Origin of the sequence: Enterobacter sp. BNK-22 (assembly GCF_048684805.1) — a bacterium.
Lineage (GTDB): Bacteria > Pseudomonadota > Gammaproteobacteria > Enterobacterales > Enterobacteriaceae > Enterobacter > Enterobacter quasiroggenkampii.
The window spans coordinates 1,693,554-1,714,196 of record NZ_JBLQTT010000001.1 but is presented as its reverse complement, the minus strand read 5'-3'; the positions used below and the strand labels follow the sequence as shown (position 1 = coordinate 1,714,196).

19 protein-coding genes and 1 pseudogene are annotated in these 20,643 nt (G+C 50.0%); 18 read left to right on the top strand and 2 right to left on the bottom strand.

Annotated elements, in window-relative coordinates:
* Window positions 1-174: 174 nt before the first annotated feature.
* From ACMGGE_RS08005 to ACMGGE_RS07945, 13 genes are all read left to right on the top strand, one after another.
* Window positions 175-3,147: a phage tail tape measure protein gene (locus ACMGGE_RS08005; protein WP_420293626.1), complete on the top strand. Its 2,973-nt coding sequence runs from the start codon at window positions 175-177 to the stop codon at window positions 3,145-3,147.
* Window positions 3,147-3,485, top strand: a complete 339-nt coding sequence (locus tag ACMGGE_RS08000) for a phage tail protein (RefSeq protein ID WP_420293625.1) — start codon at window positions 3,147-3,149, stop codon at window positions 3,483-3,485. Before ACMGGE_RS08005 ends, ACMGGE_RS08000 begins: the two co-directional genes overlap by 1 nt.
* Entirely contained in the window at window positions 3,482-4,240 is a 759-nt protein-coding gene (locus ACMGGE_RS07995; RefSeq protein WP_420293624.1) for a phage minor tail protein L, read from the top strand. Before ACMGGE_RS08000 ends, ACMGGE_RS07995 begins: the two co-directional genes overlap by 4 nt.
* Window position 4,241: 1 nt before the next feature.
* Window positions 4,242-4,952, top strand: coding sequence for a C40 family peptidase (locus tag ACMGGE_RS07990; protein WP_414746860.1), 711 nt, complete (start codon window positions 4,242-4,244; stop codon window positions 4,950-4,952).
* Window positions 4,953-4,981: 29 nt separating this feature from the next.
* Window positions 4,982-5,392, top strand: coding sequence for a hypothetical protein (locus tag ACMGGE_RS07985; protein WP_205733764.1), 411 nt, complete (start codon window positions 4,982-4,984; stop codon window positions 5,390-5,392).
* 57 nt (window positions 5,393-5,449) lie between these two features.
* Window positions 5,450-6,040: a tail assembly protein gene (locus ACMGGE_RS07980; RefSeq protein WP_420293623.1), complete on the top strand. Its 591-nt coding sequence runs from the start codon at window positions 5,450-5,452 to the stop codon at window positions 6,038-6,040.
* Window positions 6,041-6,093: 53 nt separating this feature from the next.
* Entirely contained in the window at window positions 6,094-9,282 is a 3,189-nt protein-coding gene (locus tag ACMGGE_RS07975; RefSeq protein WP_420293622.1) for a host specificity protein J, read from the top strand.
* A 42-nt stretch (window positions 9,283-9,324) separates the two neighbouring features.
* Window positions 9,325-9,639 carry a hypothetical protein gene (locus ACMGGE_RS07970; protein ID WP_420293621.1) on the top strand — a complete coding sequence of 105 codons (315 nt, stop codon included), beginning with the start codon at window positions 9,325-9,327 and terminating at the stop codon, window positions 9,637-9,639.
* Window positions 9,640-10,311, top strand: a complete 672-nt coding sequence (locus tag ACMGGE_RS07965; RefSeq protein ID WP_420293620.1) for a hypothetical protein — start codon at window positions 9,640-9,642, stop codon at window positions 10,309-10,311.
* A gap of 108 nt (window positions 10,312-10,419) precedes the next feature.
* Window positions 10,420-10,653 carry a phage exclusion lipoprotein Cor gene (gene cor / locus ACMGGE_RS07960; protein WP_420293619.1) on the top strand — a complete coding sequence of 78 codons (234 nt, stop codon included), beginning with the start codon at window positions 10,420-10,422 and terminating at the stop codon, window positions 10,651-10,653.
* Between the two features lie 62 nt (window positions 10,654-10,715).
* Entirely contained in the window at window positions 10,716-11,822 is a 1,107-nt protein-coding gene (locus ACMGGE_RS07955) for a tail fiber domain-containing protein (protein WP_420293618.1), read from the top strand.
* Window positions 11,823-11,906: 84 nt separating this feature from the next.
* A complete protein-coding gene (locus ACMGGE_RS07950; RefSeq protein WP_334762373.1) occupies window positions 11,907-12,146 on the top strand; it encodes a hypothetical protein in 240 nt (79 codons plus the stop codon).
* Window positions 12,146-12,466: a hypothetical protein gene (locus ACMGGE_RS07945; protein WP_420293617.1), complete on the top strand. Its 321-nt coding sequence runs from the start codon at window positions 12,146-12,148 to the stop codon at window positions 12,464-12,466. Before ACMGGE_RS07950 ends, ACMGGE_RS07945 begins: the two co-directional genes overlap by 1 nt.
* A gap of 224 nt (window positions 12,467-12,690) precedes the next feature.
* Here ACMGGE_RS07945 and ACMGGE_RS07940 read toward each other — a convergent pair whose 3' ends face one another.
* Window positions 12,691-13,833, bottom strand: coding sequence for an HNH endonuclease (locus ACMGGE_RS07940; RefSeq protein ID WP_420293616.1), 1,143 nt, complete (start codon window positions 13,831-13,833; stop codon window positions 12,691-12,693).
* 448 nt (window positions 13,834-14,281) lie between these two features.
* Between ACMGGE_RS07940 and ACMGGE_RS07935 the strand changes: the two are divergent.
* The 3 genes and pseudogenes from ACMGGE_RS07935 to ACMGGE_RS07925 all read left to right on the top strand — a co-directional run.
* Window positions 14,282-14,449 (top strand): annotated as a pseudogene (locus ACMGGE_RS07935) (isocitrate/isopropylmalate family dehydrogenase); the annotation flags it as partial.
* A gap of 77 nt (window positions 14,450-14,526) precedes the next feature.
* Entirely contained in the window at window positions 14,527-14,874 is a 348-nt protein-coding gene (locus tag ACMGGE_RS07930; RefSeq protein ID WP_325818617.1) for a DUF1304 domain-containing protein, read from the top strand.
* A 74-nt stretch (window positions 14,875-14,948) separates the two neighbouring features.
* Entirely contained in the window at window positions 14,949-15,194 is a 246-nt protein-coding gene (locus ACMGGE_RS07925) for a DUF2543 family protein (RefSeq protein ID WP_025911748.1), read from the top strand.
* 290 nt (window positions 15,195-15,484) lie between these two features.
* Here the strand turns inward: ACMGGE_RS07925 and ACMGGE_RS07920 are convergent, their stop codons facing one another.
* Window positions 15,485-16,984, bottom strand: a complete 1,500-nt coding sequence (locus ACMGGE_RS07920) for an EAL domain-containing protein (protein WP_420293615.1) — start codon at window positions 16,982-16,984, stop codon at window positions 15,485-15,487.
* A gap of 236 nt (window positions 16,985-17,220) precedes the next feature.
* Between ACMGGE_RS07920 and ACMGGE_RS07915 the strand changes: the two genes are divergently transcribed.
* On the top strand, window positions 17,221-18,741 hold the full coding sequence (locus ACMGGE_RS07915; protein WP_343665848.1) for an EAL domain-containing protein: 1,521 nt from the start codon (window positions 17,221-17,223) through the stop codon (window positions 18,739-18,741).
* 166 nt (window positions 18,742-18,907) lie between these two features.
* Window positions 18,908-20,392: a sensor domain-containing diguanylate cyclase gene (locus ACMGGE_RS07910; protein WP_374758943.1), complete on the top strand. Its 1,485-nt coding sequence runs from the start codon at window positions 18,908-18,910 to the stop codon at window positions 20,390-20,392.
* Window positions 20,393-20,643 lie beyond the last annotated feature (251 nt).

Below are 20,643 nucleotides of genomic sequence, written 5' to 3'. Positions count from 1 at the left end.
TCGAAAAATTGCCAGCCTTCCTGCAGATATCCTGCTCCACTGGCAGGCCTGGCTATCTCTCACCGGCCACGCCGTGGAATACACGCAGCCGGAGCTGCCAGCCCCGGTAACCACAATTCAACCCGCCACTGATCAGGCCAGTCAGTGCGCCGACGTTATGAGGATCCTTGGACAATGAGTGATGTTGCAAGCCTGTCGGTTGCCCTGCACCTGAATTCAGCGGCTTTCAAGTCGCAGATCACTGACGCATACGAAAAAGCAGGGCAGGCCAGCAAGAAATTCAATAACCAGGCGACGACGCAGGCTGGCGAGCTTGAAAAAGCCATCGCGCGAACGGTAGCCGCGGCGAAGGGTATCGGGTTTCCTGCCGCAAACTCCGATCAGTTTACCGGGGTTACGCGTGGCGCCGGGCAACTGAATTATGTCCTGCATGAGGTGGCCGCAGGGAGCAACGTTGCCAGCAGCAGCATAATTAACGCTTTGATCCCGGCTGTACACTCTCTCAAAGGCGAACTGGATAGCAGCGCTGGTGGCTGGAAGGCGCAGCAGGATGCGGCCCGCAAAGCGGCAGCAGAGCTGGCCGATGCTGCTCAAAACCAGATCGCAGCTGCTCAGGCAGAAAAGCAGGCGGCGCTCAGCAAGGTTGCCATTGCTGAGAAAACCATTGCTGCCGCGCAGGCGCAGCGCGAGCAGGCTATTGCGCTTGACGAGTATTACGCAAAACAGGCGGCGGTTAATAAACAGTATGGGCTGAACGTCAGCTACCAGGACCAACACCTTAAAAATGAGCGTGCCATCATTGAGGCTAACCGGCTGGAAGCCGGTGCGCTCGAAAAACTGAAAACCGCAAAGGCGGCGGTGACGGCGGCCGAGCTGGCGGAAAATGGCGGTAAAGCAGCACTTGTTGCGTCGACTGAGGCAGCAGCCGCTGCGAATACTCAGCTGTCAATCTCTCAACGAATTGCAGCGACGAGCAGCCGCGCACTTAGCTCAGCACTGAGCCTGTTGGGCGGGCCAGTCGGGATCGGCCTGACGGTGCTTGCTGCAGGTGGAACACTGCTTTACAGCGAGTTCAAAAAAGGTGAAGAGCAAACCAAAAAGCTAAACTCCGCCATTCTGGATCTGAAAACGTCAGCGCTGATCTCCGCTGGTGAGCTGAAGCGGCTAAATGCGGAGCTCGGCGGTACGGAGACCTCTGTTGATGCGGTGACGGCAACAGCCAAAGCGGGCTTTAGCGGTCAGCTGTTGACCGACGTTGCCACCCTGGCGAATGCCTATGCGCAGGCAGGCGGTAATGCACAGGACTTGTTGACCCATCTTGCATCCCTGCGGGGCGATCCGGTCGCTGCGATGCAAAAGCTCACATCATCAGGCGTTGCGCTGAGTGATTCAATAATTAGCCAGGTACTGGCGCTTAATCAGCGAGGTGAGGCAGCCCAGGCCAGCCAGTTGCTGATCGATACCGCGATTCAGGCTGAAAAGGGGAGACTATCAGAGTTAGGTATTGAGGTAGACAAAACCTCAGAAAGGGTGAAAAACCTCGGCAATACGTGGGGTACAGCAGGTGAGCAGGCTGTTATTGCCCTTGGTGGTGCGATCGATAAAACCCAGGAGGTAAATAAACGGCTGGGGAATATGGCGAGCCAGCTGGCCTCTGATATCGCTGCTGCAACCGCCGCAGCTCAGAATGAGCGGATTAAAAACAGCGCGGGTCTGAAAAGTTATCTTGATGCCGGTACCACAGCAGCAGAGAAGCGCGCCGAGGCCATTAAAAAACTCAATAACAGTATCTACAACACTGACTCTCAGGAATATCAACGAATTCTTAAAGGGATAAATGATGAATTCGACAGAGCCAGCAAAAAAGAGCATCCAAAGAAAACGGAATCTGGCCAGCAGACAGAAGGTCAGAGGCTGCTTGAGCAGGCTCAGCAAAGAAATGCTGTCCTGAGAGAAGAGGCGTCTACCACCGAAGGATTGACCCAGTCAGCCCAGCAGCTGGTGGCCTTCAATGAAAAAATCGCCGGATTGAAAGGTCAGCAACTGACAAAAGCACAACAAAGCCTTGTCAGCATGCAGGATCAGATTCGTTCTCAGCTGCAGTCAAACGTCGAACTTGAGAAAGAAGCTGCTCTTCGTAAAACCTCACTGAAATACCAGCAGGAGAGTAAAAAGTGGGAGGAAGAAGTGGCGGCAATGCGGCGTGAAGCCACGCAGAGCCTGCAAGCCTATTCACAATCCGACAGGGAGTCCGCAAACACTCAGGCACGTATCGCTATTGAGAACCGTTTTAACCAGCGCCGAATTGCGCTTGAGAAAGATTTCACTGACCAGTCATCTGCTGAATTTCAGGCGCGGCTGTCCGATCTGGAATCAGCAAAGCAGCAGGAATTAGAGATTGTTCAGCAGAGCAACGATGCCAAGCTGGCCGCAGAGCGCGACTATTCTGCAGGGTTCAGGCGCGGCACGCTCAACTGGGTTGATAGCGCTCGTGATGCAAACAGCCAGTTGGCGACCTTCGCGACAGGGCTGTTTGATGGCATGACCGATTCCCTGGCTACGTTCGCCACAACCGGAAAGCTAAGCTTCCGGGATTTTACAACATCCGTACTTTCTGACCTGGCGAAAATAGCCACTCGCATTGCTCTTTCCAGCGCGCTTGAGAGCATTTTTGGTGCAGCTGGCTCTGCTTTTACTGGCGGTGCTTCAGTCGGTAGCACTCCTTCCGGCGCATACAGCAATGCTGCAGCGAATGTGAAATTCAACGCAAAAGGCGGCGTATACGATTCTCCATCTCTGAGTACTTACAGTGGTGGCGTATACAACTCCCCACAGGTTTTTGCATTTGCCAAGGGGGCTGGAGTATTCGGTGAGGCGGGACCCGAAGCGATCATGCCGTTGACCAGATCTTCTGATGGTTCTCTTGGTGTGCGTGCTGTCGGGGGAGGTGGACAACAGGCGGCCGCTGCACCTGTTGTTTATATCACCATTGAGGGAAACGGGAACACCAGTTCTCAATCTTCGGCTGGTTTCGAGCAGTTCGGCAAAGAGATCGGCAATTTTGTAACTGAGCAATATCGAAAATTGATACAGGCAGACCTCCGCCCTGGCGGGGCAATCTGGAACAGTACAAACGGGAGGCGATAATGGCGCTGGAAACCTTTAACTGGAGCCCTCGTGTTAATCCGAGTCAGGACGTCACCATGCGCACGCGTGAGGCACAGTTTGGGGACGGCTACACGCAGACTTCTGGTGATGGCATTAATCCTCGCTCACAAAGCTGGGATCTTACTTTCATTGGCATTGAGTCTTATATCAAAGCGATTAAGGAGTTCCTTGATCGCCATGAGGGCACCCGGGCTTTTGCCTGGAAGCCACCACTGGAAGATTTAGGCCTATTCCGCTGCAAAGAGTACAAGCCATCTCCAATGGGGGGAGGCAACTGGTCGCTGACTGCTACATTCATCCAGGCATTTAAACCATGAGCTTAAACGCAGACTATCAAAAGCTTGAGTCCGGTAACGATGTTCGACTGATTGAAGTCGACGGCTCTTCCTTTGGGCTTTCCGACGTTCTCCGCTTTCACAATTACAACATTCCTCACACAGAAGCGGAAATTCTCGCCGCAGGCGGGGATGAAGCGCGGCTTCCGGCGAAAGCAATCTGGTGGCAGGGGAATGAATATGCCGCGTGGCCGTACAAACTTGAAGGGATCGAGAAATCCACAAGCGGTAGCAATGCTACCCCATCGCTGACCGTGGCGAATATCGACAGCTCAATTTCAGCTCTGTGCCTCGCCTATGACGATCTGCTGCAGGCTAAGGTCACAATTCATGACACTAAAGAGACATATCTCGATGCCAGAAATTTTGAGGGGGGGAATCCCTCTGCAGACCCTACACAGGAGAAACTTCAGGTCTGGTACCTAGACGGGAAAACTAGCGAGCTGGCAGGTGAGTCCATCGAATTTGTTCTTTCCAGCCCGATGGACCTGCAGGGGCAAATGATCCCGACACGACAGCTTCATTCCCTGTGTACATGGTGCATCCGGAATAAATACCGCACCGGTGACGGCTGCGACTATGCCGGGACCAACTATTTCGACAAAAACAACAACCCGGTGAGCGACCCGTCGCAGGATGAATGCCCCGGCACGCTTACGGCCTGTAAGCTCCGGCATGGAGATGGCAACGAACTGCCGTTCGGTGGCTTCCCTGGCACGTCTTTGATCAGGAGCTGATATGCGTCAGAAAACCATCGATGCGATTATGGCTCATGCTGCAGCTGAGTATCCTCGCGAGTGTTGCGGCGTGGTGGCGCAGAAAAGCCGCGTTGAGCGGTACTTCCCCTGCCGAAATCTTGCCGAGGCGCCGGAGGACAATTTTGTCCTCTGCCCGGAAGATTACGCAGTTGCTGAGGACTGGGGTACGGTGATCGCCATCGTTCACAGTCACCCTGACGCCACAACCCAACCGAGCGAACTGGATAAAGCGCAATGCGATGCAACGCTTTTACCCTGGCACATCGTGAGCTGGCCTGAGGGGGATTTACGCACCATCCAGCCGCGCGGAGAACTGCCGCTGCTGGAGCGTCCGTTTGTGCTTGGACACTTCGATTGCTGGGGGCTGGTCATGAGCTATTTCCGGCAAACGCACGGTATCGAGCTCCACGATTACCGGGTGGATTATCCCTGGTGGGAAAACGACTATCCGGACAACTTCTATCAGGATTGCTGGTATGAGTGCGGATTCCGTGAATTCGACGGGCCCCCGAAACCCGGCGATATGGTGATCATGCAGGTCCAGGCTGATAAGTGGAATCATGCGGGAATTCTACTGGAGGGAAATATGCTGCTGCACCACCTGTACGGACACCTAAGTAAGCGCGTGCCGTATGGTGGCTACTGGCAGGAAAGGACGATGAAGATTTTACGTTACAAATCTCTGTGCTAACCTTTTGCAAAACCAAAGGGGATAGGGATATGAAAAAAACATTATTGGCATTTTCGTTGTTAATTTTGGCTGGTTGTTCGACTGAGCCAGTTCTCCCGCAGTATGCAAAAGAAGTGTCAGCACCGAAAGAATTTCAGCAGTCAACAAACACAACTGCCGTAACTATCATTCGCGATAAAGGTTTCGTTGCTGGTGGATGCGCTATAACAACCTATATCAATGGTAAATATTTGGCTGAACTTGATACAGGGGAAAAAGTCACTGCTTACTTAAACCCTGGCGATGTATTGATTGGGGCTGGGTTTGCCGGGAAAGGCCTATGTAATGGTGCACCTAAAAAAGAACGGGAGTTTTCAATAAAAGAAAATACTCCTCGAGTTTTAAGGATATTTATCGATCAAAGTGGGAATGTAGATATACTTCCGATGTCGATAAATTAGAGTTGAAATTTAACAGGAAAAGGCCACCTTCGGGTGGCTTTTTTATTGGGGTGATTCATGTCAGATGTAATGACTCGCATTGAACTTGGTGGCGTTCTTGGAAAGACTTTTGGTAAAACACATCATCGCTCAATAAGCACAACCAAAGAAGCTTGCAAAGCCTTATCTGCTACGATTAATGGTTTCGAAAAATTCATGAATACAAGTAAGCAAAGAGGGCTTTCTTATGCGGTTTTTTGCGGGACGAAAAATATTGGTGTTGATGAATTAGGATTTCCTGTCAGGGGTGAGGTTATAAGAATCGTTCCAGTGCCGATTGGAAGTAAAAAAGCCGGTGTATTACAAACTATTTTAGGTGCTGTATTGGTGGCCGTTGGGGTGGTATTCAATTTCACGCCATTTGCTGGAGCTTCACCATTTTTCTATCAGGCTGGTGGCGCTCTGATCCTTGGTGGCGTCGTCCAAATGCTATCACCCCAACCAACCGGATTAGCCAGCAAACAAAGCGCAGATAACCGTGCATCCTACGCATTCGGTGGTGTAACAAACACCGCAGCGCAAGGCTACCCGGTACCGCTCCTTTATGGCCGTCGGCGGATAGGCGGAGCGATTATTTCTGCCGGAATTTATGTCGAAGATCAGCAGTAGATAACTAACTTTTTTTCTGGCCACCTTCGGGTGGCTTTTTTTATGGGCGCAATATGGCTACAGAAAAAGTGTTAAAGGGCCGCAAGGGCGGCAGCTCAAGTTCCCGAACCCCAACCGAACAGCCTGATGATCTGCAATCTGTAGCGAAGGCAAAAATTCTCGTTGCGCTTGGTGAAGGGGAGTTTGCAGGGCAGCTAACCGGCAAAGATATCTACCTGGACGGAACGGCGCTTGAGAACGCTGACGGCTCCCAAAACTTCAGCGGCGTAACATGGGAGTTTCGCGCAGGAACGCAGGCACAAAAATATATTCAGGGCATTCCCGGTACCGAAAACGAAATCAGCGTGGGAACTGAGGTATCAAGCGCTACAGCCTGGACGCGCACGTTTACCAATACGCAGCTTTCAGCAGTTCGTCTGCGTCTGAAATGGCCCTCGCTTTTCAAACAGGAGGACGACGGTGATCTGGTGGGTTACTCGGTCAATTATGCGATTGACCTTCAGACGGATGGCGGCACATGGCAGACGGTACTCAATACCAGCGTGACCGGCAAAACGACGTCTGGTTATGAGCGCAGCCACCGTATCGATTTACCGCAGGCTGGCAGCACCTGGACTATCCGCCTGCGTAAGATTACCTCTGACGCCAACAGCGCGAAGATCGGCGATACGATGACGCTGCAGAGCTTCACTGAGGTGATTGACGCCAAGTTACGCTATCCCAACACAGCGCTACTCTATATCGAATTCGATTCCAGCCAGTTTAACGGCTCTATCCCGCAGATCTCCTGCGAGCCTCGCGGGCGTGTTATTCGTGTGCCAGATAACTATGACCCCGAAACAAGAACGTACAGCGGGACATGGACCGGTGCGTTTAAGTGGGCATGGACGGATAATCCGGCGTGGATTTTTTACGATCTGGTTGTTTCTGACCGGTTCGGCCTCGGTCACCGGTTGACTGCTGCGAATATCGATAAATGGACACTGTATCAGGTTGCCCAGTATTGCGATCAGATGGTACCAGACGGCAAGGGAGGCAACGGTACCGAACCACGTTATACCTGTAACGTGTACATTCAGGACCGGAATGACGCCTACACAGTCCTGCGTGATTTTGCTGCTATCTTCCGTGGTATGACCTACTGGGGCGGGGATCAGATTGTTGCCCTGGCTGACATGCCGCGCGATGTTGATTACAGCTACACGCGCGCTAACGTTGTTGGCGGTCGCTTCACCTATTCGAGCAGCACCACGAAAAGCCGCTACACCACAGCGCTGGTATCATGGTCTGATCCCGGTAATGCTTACGCCGACGCGATGGAGCCGGTATTTGAGCAGGCGCTGGTGGCGCGGTACGGTTTCAATCAACTGGAAATGACAGCCATCGGCTGTACCAGACAGTCTGAAGCAAACCGTAAGGGGCGCTGGGGTATTCTCACCAACAACAAGGATCGCGTTGTTTCGTTTGATGTCGGGCTGGACGGCAACATTCCTCAGCCGGGCTACATCATCGCCGTGGCAGACGAGCTGCTTTCCGGAAAGGTTATGGGCGGACGCATCAGCGCCGTTAACGGTCGCGTTATCAAACTTGACCGCGTGGCAGATGCGGCAGCAGGTGATCGCCTTATTCTCAACCTACCTTCCGGTGCATCGCAGAGCAGGACCATTCAGGCCGTGAACGGTGAATCAGTCACAGTCACCACGGCATACAGTGAGACGCCACAGACCGAAGCTGTTTGGGTGGTTGAATCTGACGAGCTTTACGCGCAGCAGTACCGCGTTGTCAGCGTAAGCGATAATGATAATGGCACCTTCTCGATCACGGCCGCATGGCACGATCCGGATAAATATGCCCGTATCGATACTGGCGCAATTATCGACCAGCGGCCAATAAGTGTAATACCTCCTGGTAATCAGTCCCCGCCAGCTAACATCGTGATCAGCTCGTTTTCTGTTGTTCAGCAGAATATCAGCGTCGAGACCATGCGCGTCAGTTGGGACCAGGCGCAGAATGCTATCGCCTATGAGGGGCAGTGGCGCCGTAACGACGGAAACTGGGTGAACATGCCTCGCAGCTCCACCACGTCATTTGACGTCCCGGGGATTTATGCCGGGCGCTACCTGGTGCGCGTGCGCGCAATTAATGCCGCTGAAGTTTCCTCAGGATGGGGATATTCAGAAGAGAAGACGCTGACCGGCAAAGTAGGTAATCCGCCTAAGCCAGTAGGATTCACGGCCACGGGCATTAACTGGGGGATCCGTCTGAACTGGGGTTTTCCGGCAAACACCGGCGATACGCTAAAAACGGAAATTCAGTACACGGCCAACAGTGACTTTTCAGATCCCCTCTTGCTCTCAGATGTGCCTTATCCATCTGCGGAATACACCCAACTCGGCCTTAAAGCAGGGCAGGAATTCTGGTACCGCGCGCAGCTGGTCGACAGAACGGGTAACGAGTCCGGGTATACCGACTGGATCAGGGGGATGTCTAACGATAACGCCGATGATTATTTGGGCGATATCGCAGATGATTTCCTAACCTCTGCAGACGGAGAACGCCTAACTGGTGACATCGATACCAACATTGAGGGAATACTGCAGAACGCCCTGGCGAACCACGGAACTGTTGAGCACCAGTGGGCACAATACGGAGAAGTGCGTGCCGATATTCTGGTGGTTAAAACGACGATTGCTGAAGTAGATAAGGCAATGGCCGAACTTTCGACGCAGGTACAGGCGCAGATAGAGGACGTCACCGCTTCCCTGGAAGACAAGCTTACAGCCGTCGTAGATGCCTCCGGTGCTTCGGCAATCTACACCCTCAAAACAGGTGTGAGAATAAACGGGGTGATGTACAACGCCGGGATGTCTATTGCAGTGCTTGCAGAGGCGGGGAAGCCGGTAGTCACCCGAGTTGGTTTCAACGCTAACCAGTTTGTACTGATGAGCGGCAGCGGTGATACCCAGTATTCGCCGTTCGCTGTGGTTAATGGACAGGTCTTTATCAGCTCAGCGTTTATTCAGGATGGCACGATCACCAATGCCAAAATCGGCGACTTCATCCAGTCCAATAATTACGTTGCTGGGGCTGTCGGATGGAGGCTCGATAAATCAGGAACATTCGAGAACTACGGTTCGACAGCTGGAGAGGGATCCATGAAACAGACAAACCAGACAATCAGTGTGCGTGACGCCAACAATGTGTTGAGGGTGCAGATCGGGAGAATCACAGGGATATGGTAAACATTGGGCCTCAGGTGGGGCCTTTTTTTAGGATGCACAGCTATGGCTCAGTACGGTGTTGAAACCTGGGACGCATCAGGCGTTGTAAATAACTATGGAATTAAGCCCGTCAGTGTAAGCGGCTACCTACAGTTGGCCCAGAATGAAAAAACAGGCTCTTACTCTGTAGCTCTTCCACCGGGGTGTAAGCTTACTTACTTTCAGATAATGAACGGTGATCAGTGGGGAACGAGCCGGAGGAAGATCACTATTTCAGGTGGCACCGCAACAGTATCTGCAGTAGGCGATACCGACTATTCCGCAGGGACTGAGCCAGCAGCTGCGGCGTATCTCATTTTCCAGATAGAGAGGGCGTAAATGGCGCAGTATGGCGTTTTACTGACAACGACTGCAGGAGAAGTATGGGTGACCGCGAATAGTTCGCCTATTGCTCTACAGGCTCGAAAGACAGCGACCCTTCAGGGAACATCTGGTTTCAACACCAAAGTGACGCACACCTTTCCCTCTGGTCAACCCGTTGTCGCCTTTGTTCATTGCACGGTTGAGGTGGAAATTACCCAGACGATAAGCGGGAACACCATCACGGTTGATTTTCTCAGACCAAATGCAACCGGCACAGCGTACGTTTATTTTTTCTCTATTTTCCCACAGACAAAGCCAAATTACGGGCTGGCCGTCTGGGATGCGTCAGGGACACTCATTTTGACTAATGAAACGCGGACACTCAGTGATGTGGTAACCCTCGGTACTGCCGGTGTAGATGCAAGTTCAGGCTATAACATCAATACCACGCTGGCGGGAAAATGGGCCTGTATGCCTGCCATGCTGGGTTTGATTACAGGAGTTATATCGGCCGGCGGCCAGCCGCAGCCCTACTCGGCGATTTACAAGAGCATGGCAAAACTTGAGGGAGGCAATACGCGAATATTCGCCAGGCCACAAACAACGCCCAGCGGAAACCTTCAGAACGTCGCGTATTCAAATCTGAGAAACGTGATAATGGCCATCAACTGCGCCAACTACGATTGATCGTTTTCAGCGATCAATCTTATGAAAATTGATCTACAGAATCAATTATATCCCTTTGATTCATCTTGTTATTGTTTAATCTCTTGAATACCCTGGGATATAACCACTATGAAAAACGTGATTCTTTGCCTGGCGGTGGCTGTATTGCTCTCCGGTTGCGCTGGCGTGCTTCAGAAGCAGCAACCCATATGTACCGGAACGGCCCTAATCGGCGGACAGGAAAACATCGTCCAGATTTACGGAGTGCGTAAGCAAAGTAACCAGACCCAGTACCGCGCCGGTTATCCATTTAACTGGTCATGGGTTAGCGCAAACACTTTCAGTAGTACCACGTGCCAGTAACTCAAGCATTTTTGAATAAACCTCGCCCCGGCGGGGTTTTTTATTGCCCGAAAGGAGCGCATATGTCTGCAGGAACTATCACCCTGACAAACGGGTCCGCTATTGTTGGCGGCTCCGGAACCTCATTCGCAACAGAACTCGCCGCAGGTGACTTTATTGTCTCCACTGTGGGCGGCGTTGATTATACGCTGCCCGTTAAATCGGTTGAGAGTAATGCGCAACTTACGCTGGTCAGCAACTTTACCGGGCCAACGCAATCCGGGGCGGCCTGGTCAGCTGTTCCCCGCGTGGCACTCAACATGGTCACTGCCGCGCTGGTGGCGCAAAGTGCTGAAGCCCTGCGTGGACTGAATTACGACAAACAGAACTGGCAAAGCATTTTTTCTGGAACCGGAAATGTAACGGTAACCCTTCCGGATGGAACGACGTGGACGGGGCCAGCCTGGAATAGCATTACCACATCCCTTGCAGGCAAGGCAGCAAAAGGTGCAAACAATGACATAACTTCGCTCAGCGGACTCACTACAGCGTTGTCTGTAGCTCAGGGTGGTACCGGTTCGACAATCGCATCAGGTGCTCGCACAAACCTTGGTTTAGGAAACAGCGCAACTAGGGACGTTGGAACAACTTCAGGTACGGTTGCTGCCGGGGATGATGCAAGACTTTCAAAGCTAACGGTGGTTACATCACCTGCAGGTTTACAGGTTATTGGAGCTAGGCTTGATGCTCCGGCAGGAATAGCCTGTCATGGAGGGGCAAACTCTAATGCAACCGTAGATGTATTTTCCATTTACTGGACAGCAGCGGCTGGCCCGCACCTATATATCAATACCTCAGATTTAGGTCAGTTTCAGCTGAACACATCAGATGAGCGCCTCAAAGAAAAGGTTAGGGATATTACTGATGAAAGCTGTCTAGAGCGAGTCATTAAGCAAAACATTGTTGAATATCAATGGAAAGATAAAGAAATGCGCGGAGATCAAACTCATCGAGGATTTATCGCGCAACAAGTTGGTGAGATTGATCCGATGCTCATTACTGGTTCTGAAGATTCGCAATATGGGTTGGATCTAATTGCTCTTTTGGCTGATGCATATGGTGCAATCAAGGGAATGAAGAAGCAGATTGATGAGCTTTCGGAGGAGATTGCGAACATGAAAATAGGGTAGCCATCCCTCTCGCTTACTTGATCTGTACAAATAAAAATACTACTGTATATGCATACAGTAATTTGTGTGGTGAGAGCGACAATCATGCCTCGACAACCTGATATCAATGCAGCTTTTTTGGCCTCCATCCAAAGGAATCCAAAGGGTTATCTTTGCCTCAATACAGATAAATTTATCGCTGAACTACGCGAAAGAAACTGGCATTTCAGCCAGGCTGACGCCAATGCATGGATTGAGCGATACCAACCTGACTTCGCCGATAAGACGACAAACGATAGCGAGAATCGATACTGGATCCTGCGTAACATGGGGAGGGTGTTCTAATGGGATTTCCTTCACCGGCAATGGATTATCAGGAACAGCGGTTAACGATAGATCTGCTATGCGGAATAGACGGGAACTGCAGGGTAATAGAAACGTCATGCGGCTGGGCTGTCATTAACGTAGCCATGAGGCCAGAGCAGGGCGATACACTCTTGGTAAGAATGGATAACAGGAACGAGTTTGCAAAGCTATACGGGGCGGCATTGATAACTGAAGATGGTGAAGCGATAGAAGGCGACGCGCTGGATGACGTGGAGGTGTTTGGAGTGTTAACACATAGCCTTAACTGGGTTACGAACGATGATTGCCCGGCGATTTGAAGCACGGTTACACCATCATTTCACCATAATAATTTTACGGCAACAAAAAACCAGCCATAAAAGGCTGGTTTTCAATGTGTTTTTGGTCGGCACGAGAGGATTTGAACCTCCGACCCCCGACACCCCATGTTGGTACCCCATATCAAAATTCGCTTTACGACAAACGCTGTAATTTACAACCATTGGTCTGCAGAGGGGGGATACCCCGAACATTTAAACCAAATTTATATTTTGCTTCTCTCTGCTTGCACTAAAATATTCTTCAGTCCCGAGTGTGAGGTTTCCCCAAGCTTAAAGGCGAGGTAGGAAGGTAAGTCTAGGTGAATGCCAGTTTGAAGAGCGCGCACGAGCACCAGGATCTGCCCTTCTCCTATCTTTTCAAGATCATCTGATGTTAGACTTTCATTGGATGCACACAGAACGGTCCAATTTAACTCCGAGTTGATATTTAGAGTAACTGCAACACCTTCCTTCGTTGAAAGTAACATAAGAGTTACCGCATTAGGAAAGCTGATAATTTCATTTACGCCCTGAGCCGCATCCTGGGAGAAGAGTGTTGTACCACGAACTTTAGGCATTTCATTTCCTTCGCGATACCAAAGTCCTTTGTGTAACTCTTTGCCATATTCTGAATCAAGCACTTTATGTCCAAAAAGACAATAAGCAATGCCTATTGCAAGCTTACACATGAAACGCTGATCAAACTTTGTGTACATCAGGGTCTGAACGTTTCGAACATGTTCTCCTTCAGTGTTGGCGGTGAAAAATTGTTTGCGTGCATTATCCAACTCATCAGCTTGCACAAATCCAATGCTGGCTGGATCTGCGCCACCAACCTCACCGCAAAGAATTTTTTTGACTTTACGGCCTTGAAATGCTTGCTCAAATGACAGCCATGTTTTTATCGGATTCTGAGACGTATTTTCAGAAAACAAGAAATAAGCCCGCGTTTCAATTTTTTTCATAGTTCTGGGATTTCCGCCCATGTAAGAAGATAATCTCTCGTCATGTGGACGTATCAAAAAAACTTGTTCGCCCTGGGGTCCCAACCACATTTCACAAACGTGACCCTCTGGCATGTCCGGAGGACAAAGTTCAGTGTTACCCATGCATACGAGAGAAACACCACTTGGATTATCCTTATCATAAAATGCGGAGGACGCTTTTTGTAGCCAGTTAGTAACCAGCCAATTTTTCTCGAAAGATGCATCAACAAACAAACCAAGATTGCTGTTGCAGCTTTTACATACGTCACGTGTCTTTAGGAAGTCAGGCGCATATGCACCCCCCAGAAACTGTGGTACAACATGCTCGAGAGAAAATTCCTTATCATCTTTTTGTTCACGACAATATATGCAAAGTCTCATAACTTTTTTCCGCAAGTATAAGAAAAATGAGTGTAACATATTAACAATATTAATCTGAAAGTGGGGCGTAGACTATGTTAGTGAGATCATGTTTTGGAGTTGGCTTGCTCTTTTAATGGCCTAGGTGCTCAAATATAAGCCGGTTTTCGCACACGGAACGGCATACACGAAGGTAAGCAATGCGCAGTAAACTCAACGTGAAGATGCAAAGCTATCCTAAAACAACGGGAAAGTTGCCCTGATATTATAAAAATCAAATTAACTCATTGCTTATATGAGATAAAGCGAGTAATTTGCAATCTATTGTTTATCTAGCAAACTCTTTCCCCAAAATGATACGCATAGTCTTGATAATCAATAGGTTAAAGATTGCATTTTGACGCGTTAAATTTAGATTATTTTGTTTTTTTATCTAATATAATCAATCGATTAACATGGGGTTGGCCATGTAATGCTGCGTCATATGGAATGGTTCGAAGCCGCAGACCTGATCGTTAAAGGTATGGAAGGCGCGATCAACGCGAAAACCGTAACTTACGATTTCGAACGTCTGATGGAAGGCGCTAAGCTGCTGAAATGTTCAGAGTTTGGCGACGCGATTATCGCGAACATGTAATCCAGATTCTGGGTTAAACAAGAGCGGGGGCCTGAGGGTTCCCGTTTTTTTTGCCTCTGCCTGCGGGAGACAACTCGATGTTAGCCACTGTCCTTATCGCTGTCGTTGTACTCATCCATCTCTACATTCTTGTGCTGGAAATGTTCCTGTGGAATACCAAAACAGGGCACAAGGCTTTTAATCTGCGTCCTGATTTTGCGCGCGACACCCGCGTGCTGGCCGCGAATCAGGGGCTCTACAACGGTTTTCTGGCAGCCGGTCTGCTCTGGAGCCTCTGGCTCGGCGAAAAGGGGATTCAGGTAGCCATCTTCTTCCTGACCTGTGTACTGATCGCCGGACTTTTTGGCGCAGCCACCGCCAGCCGTAAAATTTTGTATGTGCAGGCCATGCCCGCGCTTGCAGCGCTGCTTGCGTTACTCCTCTGAAGCAATGCTTTGGTTGAGATAACGCCTCCGATATACTCGTGACGTTACCTTTATTGACCTGAGACGAGACTGTTATGCACAACGACATCCCACTGAAATATTATGACATTGCCGACGAGTACGCGACGGAAGCCGCAGAGCAAGTCGCTGAGTCAGAGCGCGACGCGCTGGCACACTATTTCCAGCTGCTGCTCACCCGCTTAGCGAATAATGAGGAGATCAGCGAGGAAGCCCAGCAGGAGATGGCCACTGAAGCCGGGATCCGTGCGGGTCGCATTGATGATGTTGCGAACTTCCTCAATCAGTGGGGAAATGAATAGCCTGCCTTAGAAACCGTTATGCTGATGCTTTGCGATACAGCTGAGCATCACGCTATCGGACCACATGCATTTTTTCCGCAGAATAGGCGAAGCGGGTTTATCAATAAACAGCGCGAAAATAACGATCAGAAAGAACAGTACCACTGGAAAAATTAAGGATAATTTCACGTTTTTAACCAAAATAAGAGTGTGCTTCAGGGTAATCTACCGTCTGAATATGACGACTATATGTTTTGGCGGAAAAAATGGAAACGCCTGAGCGTAAAAAAAGGTGCATGGCAGGCTTCTGATTACGGGGCGACGCCAGTGAGTCGCTTCGCCAGTTCGCTCCGGGTGAGTGCTTTTGAAAAATACCATCCCTGGATCAGGGCATCGGGATATCTGTCCGCAATGAAGCGATATTGAATTTCATTTTCCACGCCCTCGAAAACAAGGGTTTTATTCAACTTCGCAAGGGCATCGCTGAAGATAACAAAGATGTTTTGCTTATAATGCTCGCTGACGCCATCCACCAGCGACTTATCAATTTTAATTTCATCATATTCAAGCTGCGACAGCCGGGCCAGATTTGAATTTTGCACGCCAAAATCATCGATTGAAATTTTAACGCCAAGCGACTTCAGTTCCTGACAGAACTCCTCGAGGATACCCGCCGCGGAAACGGCTTTCTCAGAAAGCTCGACCTTCATCAGGGAAAGGGGGAGGCGATTGGCTAAGCACTCGCGACGCAAAATGTTAATAAACTGTCCGTCTTCAATTTCTTTTCGCCCAACGTTGATTGAAACGATCAGCTGATGCTTAATCGCCAGCGGGGCAATTTCTGAAAGGGACTTCCCGATAATATTGCTGTAATATTTTTTATACAGACCGATTTTCTTAATTAATGGGATGAACAGCTCCGGCGAGACGTCTCCGTGCTTTTGATCGCGCCATCGCGACAGAACTTCGACACCCACGATTTTTTGATCGCGAATACGAATAATGGGCTGATAATTAACGCTGAAGGTATTCGTTATCACGGCTTTGATCAGCGTGCGTTCCAGCGAAAAACGGTCTTCATAGAGACGGAAGATAAATAACGTTATCGCGACCCAGATAAAAAAGAGTATGACCACGAGAAACGTAAAGATAAACGGGGGGAGCGAGGCCAGTCCCGCATCGTGGTGTTTTACAATCACGCATAAATCCCACGAGGCGCTGCACTGTGTAATGGTCAGGGTGAACAATGTCGCATGCAGCCAGCTCCGCGGCTTCAGCTCAGGGGCGGCTGAAAAAAAGATCCTGCCAAAGTCCTTCGTGGTGGCGCTCAGAGAATAGCTTGCGGTAACCGGGGTAAATTTATCGTAAGCATAGCGGGAGGTGAAGATAATTATATTATTATAAATGGCCGCATTGCCGGTGAAAAAGTCTTTTCTGGAAAACTGCGCCAGGAGAAAACCTCTCGGCGTTTTATGCAGTTCCGCAGGAAGTGGAACGGGCGTCGCGAGTTTACCCCAAAAAGCGGTACAGACAATTTTTCCCTTTTCGATAAAACCGATATCGCTGAAATAGAGGTTATTAAGCTTTATTTGCCTGTAGCTATCAAGGCTGGCTCTATCACATCCCTGCGTCGTTATGCTTTTGAGGCCCAGCGCCACGCTTTGGGACAGATCTTCTGAATAATGTAAAAGGGTTTGGGATATTTCAAACTGTTTGGTTTTTTGCTGGCCGATGATAACCACGTTGACCGCATAAAGAGACAGGATGACCAGAAGCGTTGAAACGATCGCAACGGCAATGCGCTTTTTCATTTTCCAGTTATCCTGTCCGCTCCCTGATTTCACAAAGCTTAACACAGCCAGGGCAAGGCACAAGCCTGATAGTCACGTCGGGTGAGCAAATTTGAGCGGGTGAACTCATACGAAAGCATCAGTTTTTTAAGATAATTCTCAGCTAAGCTATTTTCATTGTGATTAGTAACGCCGGTTAAAACACGGGTTCTTCTTTCCGATCCTCCATGCTTGTTTATTCTATTAAGGAAAACATCGTGCGTAACGTGTTGATCCCTGTTCTCAGTGCCTTGTTTCTTTTTCTGATCGGCATACTGATTATTAACTGGCAGTTATGGCAGATGGCGAAAATGAATAACGTTCATACCGCCACGGTAAGCACCCAGAAAATAGAAAGCATTCTGTCGGAAGCCGTCAGTGCGGCCAGCACGGCGAAGCGCGTTGCGGAGCAGGGGTGTAGCAGCAGCGGACAGCTGGCGCTGGGGACAGAAGCCGCGCTAAAACCGCATCTGCGCGCCATCATGATCCAGCAGCAGGGGCAAATCATCTGTACATCCCTTCCCGGGAATGGCGTTTTGATTGTGCATCCGGAGACGTTACCTGAACAAAAATTAATGCTGCTACCCGGTAATCGACTGGTGAATGGCATCCCGGTGCTTGTCTTCCAGATGCCCATTGCGGGAGGGCGCGTCATCGTCAGCGTCAGTGATGCGCATTTGCAGGACGTCATCGCAAACGCATCAAACAGCGTTAACCTGGGGTTGGTTGTCGGCGACAGGATGTTTACGCGCAACGGTGAGGTGACCGGCTGGAAAGCGGCCTCGTGGGCGGGGTCACTGACGACCTCTTCGCACTTCCCCTTCAGTCTGGCCTGGCAACCGCCTGCCTTTTTTAGCCTGACGCGGCTACTGCAACAGGGATGGAGCCTGATTCTGCTGATTCTCGCGCTATCCGTGGCGGTGGGCATTTTGATCCGCCGCTACAAGGGGAAAAGTACCACCTTTGAAGACGATTTGCGTAAGGCCATTTTGCAGGGAGAGATCGTGCCTTATTACCAGCCGATCGTGAACGGCGATACCGGCGGGTTATACGGTGTTGAAGTCCTGGCTAGGTGGAAGCATCCCAAGTCAGGCTTTATCCCGCCGGACGTTTTTATCCCGATAGCTGAACGTAGCGGGTTGATTATTCCGCTGACCAAAGGCTTGATGGCGAAAGTGGTCACACAGCTTAAGCCGCTCCTGCCTAAGCTGCCGGACGGGTTCCATATCGGGGTGAACATCAGCGCCAGACACATCAATGCCCCTTCTTTCATCGGTGACTGCCGAATCTTCGGCAAGGGGTTTCAGGGTAAAGCCGTGAAGCTGGTTCTTGAGGTGACCGAACGTGAACCGTTGATCGATAATCCTCATCTGGTGGAAAACCTCAATGCGCTGCATAACGCCGGTTTTGTCATAGCACTGGATGATTTTGGTACAGGCTATTCCGGGCTGTCATGTCTCAATGCGCTTGCCATAGATTATATTAAAATTGATAAAAGCTTTGTTAACCGGGTATCAGAGGAGAAGGACTCAACGATCCTGCTGGACTGCGTTATTGACCTGGCGAAAAAACTTTCGTTGCGGATCGTGGCCGAAGGCGTAGAAACGAAAGAGCAGCTGGAGTATCTCAACCGTAATGAGATTACCCTGCTGCAGGGTTATTATTTTGGTAAACCCGTCTCCTATATCGATTTTATTAAAGTCATTTTATCTAAGCCCAGGGAGACCGTGATGGTGTAAAACGCGGGCGTTGCTGAGCGTCAGGAATAGCGCTGGTTACCAGGCGGTGAAAAACAAAATAAAGACAGATCTTCTGTTGTATGCTTAAGTGCAATTCATTTTCCTCTTATCCTGAGCTTTGTTACAGTGACAAGAGTTGTCAGCCAGGGATATCAGGCGTGATAAGGTGGAAAAGCTCGTGCATGTGAAAAATACTTTTTACACAACAACCATTACCGTCATCATTGTCTCATTGATCATCTCGCTGGCGCTTGCTGTCCAAATTGCCACGTCCAGACAGCAGTCAATCCAGCAAATTAATACCAGCGTCGCTAACCTGAGCCATACCCTTGATGTGTATACCGAAGGGATCATGCGCCAGAGTGAAATGTTAATTACTACCGTTTCCGACATAATCGAAATTTATGGCATGACCCCGCAGCAGGCGACTAATATTCAGCACATGATCAATAATCAGGATAACCTTCTTACCCAGATTAATAATGTGGTTGTTTACAATGCTCAGGGCGATATCTTTACCGCGCTGCATGAAAGTTTTACGGGGCCACGCAAAGGCTCGGACAGAGAGTTTTTTATCTATCACAAAGAAAATAAAAATCAGGCGATTTTTATTGGGGAGCCGGTGGTAAGCAGAACCAATGGCAAATGGGTTATCACCATCAGCCGTCGCCTTGAAACCCAGACCGGGGCATTTAACGGTGTGGTGGTGGTGACGCTGGGTATCGAAAATTTTCTGGCGCTCTACGGGCAGATTAATATCGGTCACTCGGGCGTCATCGGCTTAACGACGCAATCAGGCGTGTTGCTGGTCCGGTATCCCTTTAAAAATACCTATATCGGCACGATTGTTTCTGATTCACCGCTCTTCAGGAAATATCTCAAGGTACAAAATACGGGGATAGCCAGCTCCATCTCACGGTTTGATAAAATCGAGCGCATTTATGCCTATGAGAAAAACAGACGCTACGGACTGGTCACCACCGTGGCGGTTAGCATTGATGAAGCCCTTGCCCCCTGGCGCAAACAGGCGATTCAGCTGGCGGTACTCATTTTCGTGTTCACGGCGATACTCATCGTCGCGTCATACTTCCTCTATTCCGACCTGTCCCGTAAAACACGGGATAACAAAGCGCTGAAGATTATTGCCTCAGAAGATGCGTTGACCGGGCTGTACAATCGCCGCGTCTTTGATGAAAAAATCCTCTCGGACATCGCTCTGTGTGCCGCGCATGACGCCCCGATTTCGATACTGATCGTGGACGTGGACTACTTCAAAAAATACAACGATAACTACGGCCATCCGGAAGGGGATCGGTGTCTGGCTATGCTTGGAAACAGCCTCAGGGAGAGCCTTACCCGTGATAATCAGCTTGTGGCACGATACGGCGGAGAGGAGTTTGCGCTGATATTGCCGGATACGGATATTCAGGAGGCGCTTCGTCTGGCCCAGACGATTATTCGCAATGTGTTCTCGCTGCAAATCGCCCATGCCTTTAGCCCCTTCGGTCGGGTGACGGTAAGCGTCGGGATTTCTACCGCCCGTGCCGTCGACATCGCGGGCAGCCAGCAAAATATCATTATTGCCGCAGACCAGGCCCTCTATCAGGCGAAACGCGCGGGACGTAACCGGTACGCGTTTGTTGGGGTATGAGCTAAAAAAAAGCCCACTCAGGAGTGGGCAAGAAATACTGGAAGCAATGTGAGCAATGTCGTACTGAATACCTGAGTGTTTCTCTCAACTATTCAGTGTTGAGAAAGATAATCTTTCTCAACAAAAGTTGCAACCCCACAGTTTATGTGGCCCGTTCTTTTTGTTGATGAAAAATGACGCACTCTCTCACTGTGATGCTTATCACAAATTTCCTTTCTGGAATCCTGTGCTATTCTTTTTTGTGTCGTTGA